16 protein-coding genes are annotated in these 15345 nt (G+C 57.0%); 8 read left to right on the top strand and 8 right to left on the bottom strand.

The window, feature by feature from the left end; translation table 11 throughout:
- Positions 1-2 precede the first annotated feature (2 nt).
- From DD597_RS14600 to pabB, 4 genes are all read right to left on the bottom strand, one after another.
- On the bottom strand, positions 3-1601 hold the full coding sequence (locus DD597_RS14600; protein ID WP_129256335.1) for an EAL domain-containing protein: 1599 nt from the start codon (positions 1599-1601) through the stop codon (positions 3-5).
- Positions 1602-1730: 129 nt separating this feature from the next.
- Positions 1731-3095 carry an L-serine ammonia-lyase gene (gene sdaA, locus DD597_RS14595; RefSeq protein WP_003859920.1) on the bottom strand — a complete coding sequence of 455 codons (1365 nt, stop codon included), beginning with the start codon at positions 3093-3095 and terminating at the stop codon, positions 1731-1733.
- 184 nt (positions 3096-3279) lie between these two features.
- A complete protein-coding gene (locus DD597_RS14590; protein ID WP_003859921.1) occupies positions 3280-3858 on the bottom strand; it encodes a CoA pyrophosphatase in 579 nt (192 codons plus the stop codon).
- A complete protein-coding gene (gene pabB / locus DD597_RS14585) occupies positions 3855-5189 on the bottom strand; it encodes an aminodeoxychorismate synthase component 1 (RefSeq protein ID WP_003859923.1) in 1335 nt (444 codons plus the stop codon). Before pabB ends, DD597_RS14590 begins: the two co-directional genes overlap by 4 nt.
- 61 nt (positions 5190-5250) lie before the next feature.
- Between pabB and DD597_RS14580 the strand changes: the two genes are divergently transcribed.
- Positions 5251-5433, top strand: a complete 183-nt coding sequence (locus DD597_RS14580) for a YoaH family protein (protein ID WP_003859925.1) — start codon at positions 5251-5253, stop codon at positions 5431-5433.
- Positions 5434-5438: 5 nt separating this feature from the next.
- Here DD597_RS14580 and DD597_RS14575 read toward each other — a convergent pair whose 3' ends face one another.
- Positions 5439-5783, bottom strand: a complete 345-nt coding sequence (locus DD597_RS14575; RefSeq protein WP_003859927.1) for a RidA family protein — start codon at positions 5781-5783, stop codon at positions 5439-5441.
- Positions 5784-5916: 133 nt separating this feature from the next.
- Here DD597_RS14575 and DD597_RS14570 point away from each other — a divergent pair, with 133 nt between their 5' ends.
- The 5 genes from DD597_RS14570 to rnd all read left to right on the top strand — a co-directional run bounded on the left by DD597_RS14570 (position 5917) and on the right by rnd (position 12296).
- Complete coding sequence (locus DD597_RS14570; protein WP_129256334.1) at positions 5917-7827, top strand: ATP-dependent DNA helicase; 1911 nt, start codon at positions 5917-5919, stop codon at positions 7825-7827.
- A gap of 66 nt (positions 7828-7893) precedes the next feature.
- Complete coding sequence (gene tsaB / locus DD597_RS14565) at positions 7894-8589, top strand: tRNA (adenosine(37)-N6)-threonylcarbamoyltransferase complex dimerization subunit type 1 TsaB (protein ID WP_032658967.1); 696 nt, start codon at positions 7894-7896, stop codon at positions 8587-8589.
- Positions 8590-8626: 37 nt separating this feature from the next.
- Positions 8627-9208, top strand: coding sequence for a Slp family lipoprotein (locus DD597_RS14560; protein WP_003859931.1), 582 nt, complete (start codon positions 8627-8629; stop codon positions 9206-9208).
- Positions 9209-9411: 203 nt separating this feature from the next.
- Positions 9412-11097 (top strand): long-chain-fatty-acid--CoA ligase FadD, encoded by a 1686-nt coding sequence (gene fadD, locus DD597_RS14555; RefSeq protein ID WP_003859933.1) that lies wholly within the window; start codon positions 9412-9414, stop codon positions 11095-11097.
- An 83-nt stretch (positions 11098-11180) separates the two neighbouring features.
- Positions 11181-12296 (top strand): ribonuclease D, encoded by a 1116-nt coding sequence (rnd, locus tag DD597_RS14550; protein ID WP_122959317.1) that lies wholly within the window; start codon positions 11181-11183, stop codon positions 12294-12296.
- Positions 12297-12382: 86 nt separating this feature from the next.
- Here rnd and minE read toward each other — a convergent pair whose 3' ends face one another.
- From minE to minC, 3 genes are read right to left on the bottom strand one after another with little or no spacing between them, the layout of a single operon-like run.
- Entirely contained in the window at positions 12383-12649 is a 267-nt protein-coding gene (gene minE, locus DD597_RS14545) for a cell division topological specificity factor MinE (protein WP_003859937.1), read from the bottom strand.
- Positions 12650-12652: 3 nt separating this feature from the next.
- Positions 12653-13465 carry a septum site-determining protein MinD gene (minD, locus tag DD597_RS14540; RefSeq protein WP_003859938.1) on the bottom strand — a complete coding sequence of 271 codons (813 nt, stop codon included), beginning with the start codon at positions 13463-13465 and terminating at the stop codon, positions 12653-12655.
- 22 nt (positions 13466-13487) lie between these two features.
- Entirely contained in the window at positions 13488-14195 is a 708-nt protein-coding gene (minC, locus tag DD597_RS14535) for a septum site-determining protein MinC (protein ID WP_017384318.1), read from the bottom strand.
- Between the two features lie 123 nt (positions 14196-14318).
- Here minC and DD597_RS14530 point away from each other — a divergent pair, with 123 nt between their 5' ends.
- Positions 14319-14594, top strand: a complete 276-nt coding sequence (locus DD597_RS14530; RefSeq protein WP_006810982.1) for a YcgL domain-containing protein — start codon at positions 14319-14321, stop codon at positions 14592-14594.
- A gap of 47 nt (positions 14595-14641) precedes the next feature.
- Complete coding sequence (locus tag DD597_RS14525) at positions 14642-15301, top strand: fumarylacetoacetate hydrolase family protein (protein ID WP_129256333.1); 660 nt, start codon at positions 14642-14644, stop codon at positions 15299-15301.
- Positions 15302-15345: the final 44 nt, after the last annotated feature.

The following is a 15345-nucleotide window of genomic DNA, read 5'->3' as shown; positions in this document are numbered from 1 at the left end:
ATCTAGCGTAACGGCAGTAAGGGCACGATGTGTCCGTTGTGACGGGCTGGCGGAGAGTGACTTTCCGCCAGCCATTTCGGAAACTCGCGCAGCGGCATTGGCCGCGCATACAAGTACCCCTGCAAAATATGTACGCTGTGACGGCGCAGGTAGCGTGACTGCTCCTCGGTTTCCACCCCTTCCGCAACCAGTTCAATATTCAGCCGCTGGCCAAGCGCAATAATAATATCTGTTACCGTTGAGTTCACGGCGTCGGTGCCGATCGCGGTGGTGAAGGATTTATCAATTTTCAGCACATCCGGATGCAGTTTTTCTAGCCATGAAAGTGAGCTGTTGCCGGTACCAAAATCATCAATCGCAAGTTTCACCCCTTTGCGGTGCAGCTCCCGCACGATGCGGTAATCCACATCCAGCAACGCATCGCGTTCGGTTAACTCCACGATCAACTGTTGAACAGGGCTGGCGTTAAACCAGATGCGGTTGAGATCCTGGATAAGCGCAGCGCGGCGAAAATGGCTGGCGGCCACGTTAATGCCGATATGGAAATCGCGCGAGGCAGGGAAATAGCCTATCTGCCGCACCGTTTCGCTGATGACGTAGCGGGTAAGCGGAACAATCAGGTTATGTTCTTCGGCCAGAGGGATAAAGACATCGGGCGAAATCCATCCCTGACGCGGGTTGTTCCAGCGCAGGAGGATCTCGACGCCGGCGCATTCCCGGGTGCGGGCATTCACCAGCGGCTGGCAGAAGAGTTCAAACTCCCTGGCCGCAATTCCCATATTGATTTCCCAGGTGAAACTTATGCGCCGCGCCGTGGCGAGCCAGGCGATATAGCCCATCAGTAAGCTGAGCATCAACGCCAGCGGCAGCTGGGTGGGCAGATTTTTTAACGCCATTTCGCCAGGCCCGGGGCCGCTCACCGTGACGCTGAAAGGGTAATGTTGTGACGACTGTTCCAGCAGGGAGGCGTTTTCATCGAAGGTCGGCGTAGTCGTCACCTGTTGCCCGTCGCGGAGGAAGTTATCTCCTACTCTCAGGACAACGTCGGTGATCTGCGGCCGCTGCGGCTCGAGAATCATTTTAGTGATGAGATCGATATTCACCACCTCCATCACCCCGTCGTTGCCGTCGCCCGCAACGGGAGACCACTGAATCAGTACCGGGCTGCCTTTTACCAGCCACCGGTCAGTCGACAGCAGCAGCCTGGATTCACCGACTGGAAGCTCCGGCACAAACTCACTGACGGGCACATTACGGCTGCCAAAGACGCTTGAGCAATACAGTATTCCGTCTTGAATGAGGGCGATGGAGCGTACGGTCTGGAGGATCGCCGCCTGTTTTCGCAGGATTAGATTTGCTTCGGAACAGGGTATGCCAACCAGTGAAAGTAGCGTTTCACGCTGGACCTCTAACGAGAGAAGCACCTTATCAAGCGCACGCACGGTGTGGTGGGTAAAGTCGTGGATCCGATCCTGATTTATGTTGCGCTGTGAAATAAAGCGAATGCCCAGCGTCAGGACGAGCGTAACGAGCGCAACCGTGACACAGACGATAACGCGTTTTCGGCGATAGTCTTTAATGATCGTTTGTGCAGTTTGCATGAACGGTCGCCTGTTAAGCACCGGCCAGAAAAGCCAGACGCAACAGTGACAGTGTAGTGGGGAATACGTGAAGCGACGAGACGAGAGGGGAAAATTCGCCCATCCGTTGCAGATGGGCGAAAGGAAGGCTTAGTCGCACTGCACCTTAATGGCCAGACCGCCGCGCGAGGTCTCACGGTACTTCGCGTTCATGTCCTTGCCGGTTTCGTACATGGTTTCAATAACCTTATCCAGCGACACGCGTGGCTCGCTGGTACGGCGCATCGCCATACGCGAGGCGTTGATCGCTTTGACGGAGGCGATGGCGTTACGCTCAATGCACGGCACCTGCACCTGACCGGCAACCGGGTCACAGGTCAGACCGAGGTTGTGCTCCATACCGATTTCCGCCGCCACGCACACCTGCTCAGGGCTGGCGCCCAACAGTTCCGCCAGACCCGCTGCCGCCATAGAGCAGGCCACGCCCACTTCACCCTGACAGCCTACTTCGGCACCAGAGATGGACGCATTCATTTTGTACAGCGCGCCGATAGCGCCTGCCGCGAGGAAATAACGGATATAGATATCCGGTGTCACGGGCTCAATAAAGTGATCGTAATAGGCCAGCACCGCCGGAACGATACCGCACGCGCCGTTGGTCGGCGCCGTCACCACGCGACCACCCGCTGCGTTCTCTTCGTTAACCGCGAGGGCAAACATGTTCACCCAGTCGACCACGTTCATTGGGTCATTGGAGAACTTGTCGGTGGTGACCAGCATGCGGCGCAGCGCAGAGGCACGACGCGGTACGCGCAGAGGCCCAGGCAGAACACCCTCGGTGTTCATCCCGCGGTCAATACAGGCGCGCATGGTTTGCCACACGTTAGCAAAATAGTCTTCGATCTCTTTCTTGCTGTGCAGCGCCAGTTCGTTCTGCATCACCATGCCGGACAGGGACAGACCGGTCTCTTTGCAGTAGCCCAGCATCTCGGTGGCCGATTTAAACGGATAGGGCACATTGACGTCGCCCGCGCTCTCTTTACCAAAGTGTTCTTCGTCAACGATAAAGCCGCCGCCGATGGAGTAGTAGGTTTTACTGTAGATCTCTTTTTCGCCGCTCCAGGCGTGGATGGTCATGCCGTTTTCATGCAGCGGCAGGTTGTCGCTACGAAAACGCATCCCGTCATCCTGCGGAAAGTCCACTTCGTGCTGACCGTTAGCCAGCAGTAAGCGTCCGCGCGTTTCCACGTCGCGGATAAATGCCGGAATGGCATCAATATCAACAGTGTCCGGCATATTGCCTGCCAGACCCATAATAATGGCGATATCGGTGTGGTGGCCTTTACCCGTTAATGACAGTGAACCGTAAACGTCTACGGCGACACGGGTAACGCTTTCCAGTAATCCTTTTTCGACCAGATCATCGACGAACTGTTTACCGGCCTTCATCGGCCCTACAGTGTGGGAAGAGGAAGGACCAATCCCCACTTTGAACATGTCGAATATACTAATCACTTTCACACTCCTGACAGGGTTACTGGGGTTCCAGTAACGATGTTATAACTGCGCATAGTGTAAGAGGGAACACCAACCTCGGCTTAACTATTCACATGAATTAAACTAATGGTTAACGATGGTTTTGCTAATAGCGCGACGCCGATCGCAAACCTGCCAGAAAAGGGCGGAATGTAAAGTATAGTCAAGGCTTCAGGCCGATTTGCAGGGCCAGCTCACGAATGATGCCTGCCGTCATGCCCCAGACAAAATAATGCTGATACCACGACAGCCAGACCCGATGATCGTGTCCGCGGCGGTGAATATCCAGTGGGTGATAGCGGCCCAGACGAAGGGCCTCTTCCAGCGGCATTTCGAACACCGCTGAAACTTCATCGACGCTGGCGTGATACTGAAGATCGGGCGGAATAATGCCAACGACCGGCGTGACCTGAAAACCGGTTACGCTGTCCACTGGCGGCAGCACGCCGATCACCTCGACTGTCTCCGGGGGGATCGCCACTTCCTCATGCGCTTCACGCAGTGCGGCGGCAATCAGGGATGCATCGGTGCTGTCCACCGCGCCGCCCGGAAACGCAACCTGACCGGCGTGTTTTCGCATATGCGGTGAGCGCTGGGTAAGCAACAGACCCGGCTGCTCACGGCGCACGACCGGGATCAGCACCGCCGCCTGACGTTGATTCAGCGTGGCGCGGCTAACCTGGGGCCGCAGAAGCTGAAAGCGTGACAGAAAATCATCCAGCGTCAGGTTGTCTTTCTTCACCGTGAGTTCTCCAGTTGTTTCAGGATACGATTCACTTTATCAAAGGTTTCCTGATATTCCGCCTCGACCTGGCTATCGGCCACAATGCCACCGCCTGCGGAACAGTACAGGTTACCGTCGCACGCCGTCAGGGTGCGAATAGTGATGCTGGTATCCATGGTGCCGCACAGACTCACATAGCCGATGCTGCCGCACCAGGCGTTGCGGCGATGTGGTTCCAGTTCGTCGATGATCTCCATCGCCCGGACCTTCGGCGCGCCGGTGATGGAGCCGCCCGGAAACGCGGCGCGGAGCAGATCGCAGGCGGTTCGCGAGGCCGGCAGGCGTGCGGTGATGGTGCTGACCAGATGATGCACCGCCGGGAAAGGCTCCACGACGAACAGCTCCGGCACGCGCACGCTGCCCGGCTCGGCGACGCGACCAATATCATTGCGCATCAGATCGACAATCATCAGGTTTTCGGCACGATCTTTGGGAGAGGCCGCCAGCGTCTCCGCCTGCTGGCGGTCGGCGTCGGCGTTGGCAAGGCGCGGCAGTGTGCCCTTTATTGGGCGGGTCTGAATCATACCGTCAGCCAGGTGGATAAAACGCTCAGGCGAAAGGCTGAGTATGGCGCCGTGTTCAAAGCGTAAAAATGCACTGAACGGGGCCTTATTGCTGGCATTGAGGCGGGTAAACGCCTGCCATTCGTCTCCCTTGTACGCCGCCTGGAAACGCTGGGCAAGGTTGACCTGATAACAGTCGCCACTGTGAAGATACGCCTGCACACGGGAGAATTTTTCCGCGTATTCCTCCGCGCTCATGTTCGAGCGCCAGCCGGAGGTCAGCATAAAGTGTTCCGGGGCGGCGGGCCGTTGCGCCTCAAGCCAGGCCAGACGCGCCTGTACGTCCCGGTGGCTCAGCAGAGAAACCGTCTGCTTACGGTGATCCACGATCAGCGCCCAGTCATACAGCCCCACCGCCATATCCGGCAGGGAAATATCCGCCTGCGCATGCTCGGGCAGCTTTTCGAAACGGCGACCCAGATCGTAACCAAACAGGCCCAGCGCGCCCCCCTGGAAAGGCAGATCCGGATCCGGTGTGGCAGTTAAGCCCAGAGCATCGATCTCGTTCTGAAGCCGCATCAGCGGATCGTCCGTTGGCGACAGCGCATCGGTCGTCAGCGTTTTAACCGGGTCGGCCACCAGAATATCAAAGCGGCTGTAGGGGTGATCCGCATGGCCGGAGTGCAGCAGCATGGCAAAAGGAAGGTGGCTCAGACGGGCAAACCAGAACTCCGCGGCGTCAGCACGCCAGGGCAAGGTCATAACAGTGGGGAAGCGCATGTTCATGTATGGCATACTACCGGGCAGCGTGAAATAATTAGCGCGAATAATTTAGCAGGAGTTAACGATGTTTGCAGGTTTACCTTCTCTCAGCCATGACCAACAGCAGAAAGCCGTTGAACGTATTCAGGAGCTGATGTCCCAGGGGATGAGCAGCGGACAGGCAATTTCCCAGGTCGCGGAAGAACTTCGCGCCACCCATACCGGCGAGCGGATCGTGGCGCGCTTTGAGGATGAAGATGAAGAATAACCGGCTTACACTGCCGCGATAATCTTGATCTCAACCTTATATTCCGGTTTCATCAGCGTGGCCTGTACGGTGCAGCGTACAGGCGCGTGACCCGCCACCACCCACGCATCCCATGCTTTATTCATCGCCGCGAAATCGTCTTTATTCGCCAGAAAAATCGTCGCATCCAGAATGCGGGATTTGTCGCTGCCCTGTTTTTCCAGTACGGCGTCGATCTGCGCCAGGGTGTTGGCGGTCTGCTCGAAGGCGTCGGCGTCCAGATTGGCAGGGACGCCGGTGTAGTACAGCGTCTGGTTGTGGATCACCACATCAGACCAGCGGGCTTCGGCATCAATGCGCGTAATTGTCATAAACGTATCCTCGTTATCTTTCGTCGTCAGGCGGCAAGACTGCCATAATGTTCCGCCGTCGTCACTATTTGGGGTGGCACCGGAGAGAAGGGGCTGACATAATCCCTGTGCAAAAATACAGTGAGAGAACACCGTGGCAGACGATTTTTCCCCAGAAGGTCAGTTAGCACAGGCTATTCCCGGCTTTAAACCGCGCGAACCCCAACGTCAGATGGCGCATGCCGTTGCGCACGCTATCGACAAGGCGCAGCCGCTGATCGTGGAGGCCGGTACCGGTACGGGGAAAACGTATGCTTACCTCGCTCCTGCGCTGCGGGCGAAAAAGAAGGTGATCATCTCTACGGGATCAAAAGCGCTCCAGGATCAGCTCTACAGCCGCGATTTACCCACGGTGGCGAAAGCGCTGAAATACAAAGGGCGTCTGGCCTTGCTGAAAGGGCGTTCTAACTACCTGTGTCTGGAGCGTCTTGAACAGCAGGCGCTGGCGGGCGGCGACCTGCCGGTACAAACCCTGAGCGATGTGATCGTCCTGCGCGCCTGGGCCAACCAGACGGAGGAGGGGGACATCAGCACCTGCGCGAGCGTGCCGGAAGACTCCCCGGCCTGGCCGCTGGTGACCAGCACCAATGACAACTGCCTCGGCAGCGACTGCCCGCTGTATAAAGACTGTTTTGTGGTGAAAGCGCGTAAAACCGCGATGGACGCCGACGTGGTGGTGGTGAACCATCACCTGTTTCTTGCGGATATGGTGGTCAAGGACAGTGGTTTCGGCGAGCTGATCCCGGAGGCGGAGGTGATGATCTTCGATGAAGCCCATCAGCTACCGGACATCGCCAGCCAGTATTTTGGGCAGTCGCTTTCCAGTCGTCAGCTTCAGGATCTGGCGAAAGATATTACCATTGCCTATCGCACCGAACTCAAAGATACCCAGCAGTTGCAGAAGTGCGCGGACCGCCTGGCGCAATGCGCACAGGACTTCCGCTTACAGCTTGGCGAGCCGGGCTATCGCGGCAACCTGCGCGAACTGCTCGCAGACAAAAATATCCAGCGCGCGCTGCTGCTGCTCGATGATGCCCTTGAACTCTGTTACGACGTGGCGAAACTGTCCCTCGGACGTTCAGCGCTGCTGGACGCCGCCTTCGAGCGCGCCACGCTTTACCGTGGGCGGCTGAAGCGGCTGAAAGAGATCAACCAGCCGGGCTACAGCTACTGGTACGAATGTACCTCGCGCCACTTCACCCTGGCGCTCACGCCGCTGACCGTTGCTGATAAATTTAAAGAGGTGATGGCGCAAAAGCCCGGCACCTGGGTCTTTACCTCGGCCACGCTGTCGGTCAATGACGATCTGCACCACTTTACCGAGCGCCTCGGCATTGAGCAGGCGGAATCCCTGCTTCTGCCGAGCCCGTTCGACTATGAGAGACAGGCGCTGCTGTGCGTGCCGCGCAATCTGCCGCTGCCTAACCAGCCGGGCGCGGCGCGACATCTGGCGGCCATGCTGAAGCCGATGATCGAGGCCAACAACGGGCGCTGCTTTATGCTCTGCACCTCACACGCCATGATGCGCGATCTGGCCGAGCAGTTCCGCGCCACCATGACGCTACCGGTGCTGTTGCAGGGGGAAACCAGTAAAGGCCAGCTGCTCCAGCAGTTTGTCAGCGCCGGTAATGCCCTGCTGGTGGCGACCAGTAGTTTCTGGGAAGGGGTAGACGTGCGCGGCGACACGCTCTCGCTGGTGATTATCGATAAGCTGCCGTTCACATCGCCGGACGATCCGCTTCTGAAAGCGCGCATGGAGGACTGCCGTCTGCGCGGGGGCGATCCGTTCGACGACGTCCAGCTGCCGGACGCGGTCATCACGCTTAAACAGGGGGTAGGGCGACTGATCCGCGACGTCACCGATCGCGGGGTGCTGGTGATCTGCGACAACCGCCTGGTGATGCGTCCCTACGGCGCGACCTTCCTCGCCAGCCTGCCGCCCGCGCCGCGCACGCGGGATATTAAACGCGCGGTCCGCTTCCTGGCGAACCCGACGGCGGAGTAATTCTTCCCGGAGTGTGTTAAGATGCGCGCCATTTTGTGACTGACCATTGCGAGAGCGCGACGACTGATGCGAATTCTGGCTATTGATACCGCGACAGAGGCCTGTTCCGTTGCCCTGTGGAACGACGGTACGATTTTTGCTCATTTCGAAGAGTGCCCACGGGAACACACCCAACGTATTCTGCCCCTGGTAAAAACCATTTTAACCGAGGGCAACACCGCCCTGACTGACCTCGACGCGCTGGCCTACGGCCGTGGTCCGGGCAGCTTTACGGGCGTACGTATCGGGATTGGCATTGCGCAGGGGCTGGCGCTGGGCGCTGACCTGCCGATGATCGGCGTCTCCACGCTTGCGACCATGGCCCAGGGAGCATGGCGCATGACCGGCGCCACCCGCGTGCTGGCTGCGATTGATGCCCGCATGGGGGAAGTCTACTGGGCGGAGTACACCCGTGACGAAAACGGCGTCTGGCACGGCGAAGAGACGGAAGCGGTGCTTAAACCTGAAGCCGTCACCGGGCGCCTGAAACAGCTCTCCGGTGAGTGGGCGACGGTCGGAACCGGCTGGGCGGCATGGCCTGAGATGGCGAAGGACACCGGCCTTACGCTGGTGGACGGTAACATGCTCCTGCCCGCCGCAGAAGATATGCTGCCGATTGCCTGTCAGCTGTTTGCCGCAGGAAAAACCGTGGCGGTTGAACACGCTGAACCGGTTTATTTACGAAACACCGTCGCGTGGAAGAAACTTCCTGGCCGCGAGTGAATCTCAGTAACAGGAACTGAGAAAAAGGAGTCGCATCATGGCGGTTCAGACTAAAGTTGTACGCTTTTTTATGGCAGGCGCGGTTGCCATAGCACTGAGCGGGTGCGTCACCGTTCCTGATGCGATCAAGGGCACCAGCCCGACGCCACAGCAGGATCTGGTACGCGTGATGAATGCCCCGGAGCTGTATGTCGGGCAGGAAGCGCGGTTTGGCGGCAAGGTGGTTGAAGTGCTAAACCAGCAGGGGAAAACCCGGCTGGAGATTGCCACCGTTCCACTGGACGACGGCGCGCGGCCTGTTCTGGGTGAAGCCTCGCGCGGGCGGATCTACGCTGACGTCAGCGGCTTCCTCGATCCGGTAGATTTCCGCGGGCAGCTGGTGACCGTCGTCGGGCCGATTACCGGTTCGGTGGCGGGGAAAATCGGCAATACGCCATACAAATTTATGACCATGCAGGTGAACGGCTACAAACGCTGGCGTATCGCCCAGCAGGTGGTGATGCCGCCACAGCCAATCGATCCGTGGATGTGGGGACCGCATCCGTATCGTTACGGCTACGGTGGCTGGGGGTGGTACAATCCAGGCCCTGCACAGGTTCAAACAATAGTAACTGAGTAAGTTACTGTTATTGCTAGGAAAGAGACAGCGGCTCAGCCGCTGTCTCTGTTTTTTTACGGATAAAACGAAAAAAAAGAGTGACGCGCTTCGCAACCTGCAATCTGAACAATTAATAAACTGGTACGCTGAGTTAATATAATGTTAACAAACTGTTTATTATCGGGGCTGTGATGACGACGAACACTCATTTCAGAGGTGATGCATTGAAAAAGGTTTGGCTTAACCGTTATCCCGCGGATGTCCCTGCGGAGATCAATCCTGACCGTTATCAATCCCTGATTGAACTATTTGAACACTCGGTACGGCGCTACGCTGACCAGCCCGCGTTTGTGAATATGGGCGAAGTGATGACCTTCCGTAAGCTGGAAGAACGCAGCCGGGCGTTTGCGGCCTATTTACAGGAAGGGTTGGGCTTGCAGAAAGGGGATCGCGTCGCGCTGATGATGCCAAACCTTCTGCAATACCCGGTGGCGCTGTTCGGCATCCTCAGGGCAGGGATGATCGTGGTTAACGTTAACCCGCTCTATACCCCGCGCGAGCTGGAACATCAGTTGAATGACAGCGGCGCGGCGGCGATTGTGATTGTCTCCAACTTTGCCCACACGCTGGAAAAAGTCGTTGAAAAAACTCAGGTTAAGCACGTCATCCTGACGCGCATGGGTGACCAGCTCTCTACCGCGAAAGGTACGCTGGTCAACTTTGTCGTTAAATACGTTAAGCGGCTGGTGCCGAAATACCACCTGCCGGATGCCATCTCCTTCCGCCGCGCCCTGCATGCGGGCTACCGGATGCAATACGTAAAGCCGGAGATCGTGTCCGAGGATCTGGCCTTCCTGCAATACACGGGCGGCACCACCGGCGTGGCGAAAGGGGCGATGCTGACCCACCGTAACATGCTGGCGAACCTTGAGCAGGTTAACGCCACCTACGGGCCGCTGCTGCACCCGGGCAAGGAGCTGGTGATCACCGCGCTTCCGCTGTATCACATTTTTGCGCTGACCATGAACTGCCTGCTGTTTATCGAGCTTGGCGGTCAAAATGTATTGATCACCAACCCGCGCGATATCCCGGGGCTGGTCAAAGAGCTGGCGAAATACCCGTTCACCGCCATGACCGGCGTGAACACCCTGTTTAACGCGCTGCTTAACAATAAAGAGTTCCAGCAGCTCGATTTCTCCACGCTGCACCTCTCCGCGGGCGGCGGGATGCCGGTTCAGCAGGCTGTTGCCGAGCGCTGGGTGAAACTCACCGGGCAGTATCTGCTGGAGGGCTATGGCCTGACGGAGTGCGCCCCGCTGGTCAGCGTTAACCCGCATGACATCGACTACCACAGCGGCAGTATCGGTCTGCCGGTCCCGTCGACGGAAGCAAAACTGGTGGATGATGAGGATAACGAAGTGCCTCATGGTGAGCCAGGGGAGCTATGCGTCAGAGGGCCGCAGGTGATGCTGGGCTACTGGCAACGTCCGGATGCCACGGATGAGATCATCAAAGACGGCTGGCTGCACACGGGCGACATCGCGGTGATGGATGACGAAGGCTTCCTGCGCATCGTCGATCGCAAGAAAGACATGATCCTGGTGTCAGGGTTCAACGTCTATCCGAACGAAATCGAAGACGTGGTGATGCAGCACAGCGGCGTGCTGGAAGTGGCGGCGGTGGGCGTTCCTTCAGGCAGCAGCGGTGAAGCGGTGAAGATATTTGTGGTCAAGAAAGATCCTTCTCTGACCGAGGATGCGCTGATAACGTTCTGTCGCCGTCAGCTGACGGGCTATAAAGTGCCGAAGCTGGTGGAATTCCGGGATGAGCTGCCGAAATCCAACGTCGGGAAGATATTACGACGAGAATTACGTGACGAAGCCCGTGCCAAAGTGGACAATAAGGCCTGAGCTTCACGTTAATCGCCCAGACGCCGGTTAAGCCGGCGTTTTTTATGGGCGCAAACAAAAGAGAGTCCGATTTGAATTACCAGATGATCACTACCAACGACGAGCTGGCTTCGCTGTGCGAGGTGACGCGTGAATTTCCCGCTATCGCCCTGGATACGGAATTTGTCCGCACCCGAACGTACTATCCGCAGCTGGGTCTGATTCAGATGTATGACGGCAAACACGTGTCATTGATTGACCCCCTCGGCATTACCGACTGGGCGCCAATGCGCGAGCTGTTGCTGGATACCGCCGTGACCAAATATCTGCACGCGGGCAGTGAAGATCTGGAAGTCTTTCTCAACACTTTTGGCATCATGCCGCAGCCGCTGATTGATACCCAGATCCTCGCGGCGTTCAGCGGTCGTCCGCTCTCCTGGGGCTTCGCCGCGATGGTGGAAGAGTACACCGGTCTGACGCTGGATAAGAGCGAATCGCGTACCGACTGGCTCGCGCGTCCCCTAACGGCGCGTCAGCTTGAATACGCCGCGGCAGACGTCTTTTACCTTCTTCCAATTGCCGGCCAGCTTATGAAAGAGGCTGAGGCGTCCGGTTGGCTGTCTGCCGCACTGGACGAGTGCCGCATGACGCAGCAGCGTCGTCAGGAAGTGGTTGATCCGAAAGAGGCCTGGCGTGACATCACCAACGCCTGGCAGCTGCGCACCCGCCAGCTGGCCTGTCTGCAACTGCTGGCTGACTGGCGTCTGCGTAAAGCACGTGAGCGCGATCTGGCGGTTAACTTCGTGGTGCGTGAAGAACACCTGTGGGCGGTGGCGCGCTATATGCCGGGTAGCCTTGGCGAACTGGACAGCATTGGCCTTTCCGGGAGTGAGATCCGTTTCCACGGTAAAACGCTGCTCGCGCTGGTAGAGAAAGCTCAGCAGCTGCCGGAGGACGCACTGCCAGAACCACTGCTTAACCTGATGGATATGCCGGGCTACCGCAAGGCATTCAAAGATATCAAAGCGCTGGTGCAGACGGTGGCGGGGGAAAGCAAACTGAGTGCCGAACTGCTGGCTTCACGTCGTCAGATTAACCAGCTGCTGAACTGGCACTGGAAGTTGAAACCGCAAAATGGTTTACCGGAGCTGGTCGCCGGATGGCGGGGGGAACTGATGGCCGAACGCCTGAATACCCTGCTGGAAGGGTATCCGCGCTAAAGAATTGTAGCCCCGGTAAGCGCAGCGCCACCGGGGAAATTGCCGGGTGGCGCGATGCTTGCCCGGCCTACAAAACCACAACCGGATTAACGCGACTCTTCCGCTTCCGGAAGCGTCACGTTCAGCTCCAGAATCGAAATATCCCCGTCTTTTTGCTCCAGCTGAACGGTGACCATTTCTGGGTCAATCTGCACGTATTTGCAGATCACTTCCAGAATGTCTTTGCGCAGCTGCGGCAGGTAGTGCGGTTCGGCGTCGCTACGACGACGTTCCGCAACAATGATTTGCAGACGTTCTTTTGCGATGTTGGCGGTGCTTTTTTTCCGCGAGAGAAAAAAGTCCAGTAATGCCATAACTTATCCTCCGAACAGGCGTTTGAGGAAACCTTTCTTCTCTTCTTCAATGAAGCGGAAAGGACGTTCTTCTCCCAGCAGACGGTCAACGGTATCCGCATACGCTTTACCCGCGTCTGCCTGTGTATCCAGGATCACGGGCTCGCCCTGGTTAGAGGCGCGCAACACGGACTGATCTTCCGGGATCACGCCAACCAGTTTGATGCGCAGGATCTCCAGCACGTCTTCCATGCTCAGCATGTCACCTTTGTTCACCCGGCCCGGGTTGTAGCGGGTCAGCAGCAGGTGCTCTTTGATTGGCTCCTGGCCATTTTCCGCGCGACGGGATTTCGAGGCCAGAATGCCGAGAATACGGTCGGAATCACGTACTGACGAGACCTCCGGGTTGGTGGTGATGATGGCTTCATCCGCGAAGTAGAGCGCCATCAGCGCGCCGGTTTCGATACCGGCCGGGGAGTCGCAGACCACAAAGTCGAACTCCATCTTTTTCAGATCGTCGAGCACCTTTTCCACGCCTTCGCGGGTCAGGGCGTCTTTATCACGGGTCTGGGACGCCGGAAGAATGTAGAGGTTCTCGGTACGCTTATCTTTAATCAGCGCCTGGTTAAGGGTGGCATCGCCCTGAATGACGTTCACGAAGTCATACACCACGCGACGCTCGCAACCCATGATCAGGTCCAGGTTACGCAGACCGATATCGAAGTCGATTACGACGGTTTTCTTTCCCTTCTGGGCCAAACCAGTAGCGATGGCCGCGCTGGAGGTGGTCTTGCCAACGCCTCCTTTACCCGAAGTCACAACAATAATGCGTGCCATAGAAATTCCTTGTTAAAAGGGATCAATTTAACGGTTGAACGGTCAAAGCGTTATCTGCCAGTTGCAGACGGGCCGCTTTGCCATAAAATTCGGCTGGGATTTTATCGCTCAGCCAATATTCACCTGCGATAGACACCAGTTCTGCCGTCAGGTGAGTACAAAAAATTTGTGCTTCTCGATCGCCGCTGGCGCCCGCAAGCGCACGTCCACGCATCATACCGTAAACGTGAATATTGCCATCTGCAATCAGTTCAGCGCCCGCACTGACGTGGCTTGTAACAATCAGATCACAGTTTGGCGCATAAATGCGCTGACCGGAACGAACCGGCAGATCAATCAATCGCGTTTTTGTGACTGGGGCTACATTTTGCGCCGGAGGCGGGGGAGCGGGAACGGTTGCAGGCGTTGCACGTGGGGCTTTTTCTTTGCCCTCGTTTAACAAGGGCAAACCCGCGCGTTCAATTTCGGCTTTTAACTCTGCGTCTTTGCAGCCGCTAATGCCCACGATGCGCAACCCCGTGGAGGCGACGGCCTGCTGGAGCCGCTTCCAGTTAACCGGCCCCTCAAGGTCGCTTACATTGACGACGACAGGAGCATGCTTAAGAAAAGCGGGAGCCTGCGCGATTTTGTCTTCTAACGCCTGACGAATAACCTCGGGTTTTGCATCATGCAAATGAACCACTGATAAGGTGAAGCTACTGCCTTTAAGCTCGATGGGCGTATTTGACATCCTGGCCTTACTCAATTTGCTATTAACCGCAACACATCGCCGCGATATTCCGAAGAGTATCAGGCATGTTATAGTCAGGAGTATATTGAGGCAAGCAACCACCCGTTAATTCAGAGTAAAAACATGTTTTGTGTGATCTACAGAAGTACCAGCCGCGACCAGACCTACCTTTATGTCGAAAAGAAAGACGATTTTTCCCGCGTGCCTGAAGAATTAATGAAAAGCTTTGGCCGACCGCAGCTGGCGATGCTGCTGCCGCTGGACGGCCGTAAGAAGCTGGTGAACGCCGATCTGGAGAAAGTCAAAAAGGCGTTAACCGAGCAGGGCTATTATTTACAGCTTCCGCCGCCACCGGAGAATTTATTAAAACAGCATCTTGAGGTGAGCGGAAAGAAATAAGCCCGGGTCCTTCCGGGAACAACTCATCAACCGATTAGGGGTCGACCATGTATCAACATCATAACTGGCAAGGTGCATTACTGGATTATCCCGTCAGCAAAGTGGTCTGCGTGGGCAGCAACTATGCAAAACATATTCAGGAGATGGGCAGCGCCGTGCCGGAAGAGCCGGTTCTGTTTATTAAGCCAGAAACCGCACTGTGCGATATTCGCCAGCCGCTGGTTCTGCCGCAGGGACTGGGCTCGGTGCATCATGAAGTGGAGCTGGCGGTGCTGATCGGCGCGACGCTGCGCCAGGCGACCGAAGAGCATGTAGAGAAAGCGATTGCGGGTTACGGTGTCGCGCTTGACCTGACGCTGCGTGATGTTCAGGGCAAAATGAAGAAAGCGGGGCAGCCGTGGGAAAAAGCGAAGGGTTTTGATAATTCATGCCCGATTTCCGGTTTCATTCCGGTGAGTGAATTTACCGACGATTCGCAGAACACGCCGCTCAGCCTGAAGGTCAACGGCGAGATCCGCCAGCAGGGAACGACCGCTGACATGATCCATAAGATCGTTCCGCTGATTGCCTACATGAGCCGCTTCTTCACCCTGAAACCTGGCGACGTGATCCTCACCGGCACTCCGGAAGGTGTGGGGCCGCTGCTTAGCGGCGACGAACTGGATGTCAGTTTTAACGGCCTGTCGCTGAAAACCCGCGTGCTGTAAAAGCACCTTGCCGCCTGAAAAGGGCGGCAAAACTTGCATCAACG

Origin of the sequence: Enterobacter cloacae complex sp. 677-3DZ2D5B (assembly GCF_004136695.1) — a bacterium.
GTDB classification, from domain to species: domain Bacteria; phylum Pseudomonadota; class Gammaproteobacteria; order Enterobacterales; family Enterobacteriaceae; genus Enterobacter; species Enterobacter hormaechei_C.
Note: the sequence above shows the minus strand (reverse complement) of the source record. Positions and strands in the feature narration are given on the sequence as shown.

Bases quoted from the DNA above. Each gene is read 5' to 3' on its own strand.
- minC (WP_017384318.1), bottom strand. From the start codon at position 14,195: ATGTCAAATACGCCCATCGAGCTTAAAGGCAGTAGCTTCACCTTATCA.
- tsaB (WP_032658967.1), top strand. From the start codon at position 7,894: ATGCGAATTCTGGCTATTGATACCGCGACAGAGGCCTGTTCCGTTGCC.
- DD597_RS14560 (WP_003859931.1), top strand. From the start codon at position 8,627: ATGGCGGTTCAGACTAAAGTTGTACGCTTTTTTATGGCAGGCGCGGTT.
- DD597_RS14600 (WP_129256335.1), bottom strand. From the start codon at position 1,601: ATGCAAACTGCACAAACGATCATTAAAGACTATCGCCGAAAACGCGTT.
- DD597_RS14575 (WP_003859927.1), bottom strand. From the start codon at position 5,783: ATGACAATTACGCGCATTGATGCCGAAGCCCGCTGGTCTGATGTGGTG.
- DD597_RS14525 (WP_129256333.1), top strand. From the start codon at position 14,642: ATGTATCAACATCATAACTGGCAAGGTGCATTACTGGATTATCCCGTC.
- minD (WP_003859938.1), bottom strand. From the start codon at position 13,465: ATGGCACGCATTATTGTTGTGACTTCGGGTAAAGGAGGCGTTGGCAAG.
- rnd (WP_122959317.1), top strand. From the start codon at position 11,181: ATGATCACTACCAACGACGAGCTGGCTTCGCTGTGCGAGGTGACGCGT.
- DD597_RS14530 (WP_006810982.1), top strand. From the start codon at position 14,319: ATGTTTTGTGTGATCTACAGAAGTACCAGCCGCGACCAGACCTACCTT.
- pabB (WP_003859923.1), bottom strand. From the start codon at position 5,189: ATGAACATGCGCTTCCCCACTGTTATGACCTTGCCCTGGCGTGCTGAC.
- DD597_RS14580 (WP_003859925.1), top strand. From the start codon at position 5,251: ATGTTTGCAGGTTTACCTTCTCTCAGCCATGACCAACAGCAGAAAGCC.
- minE (WP_003859937.1), bottom strand. From the start codon at position 12,649: ATGGCATTACTGGACTTTTTTCTCTCGCGGAAAAAAAGCACCGCCAAC.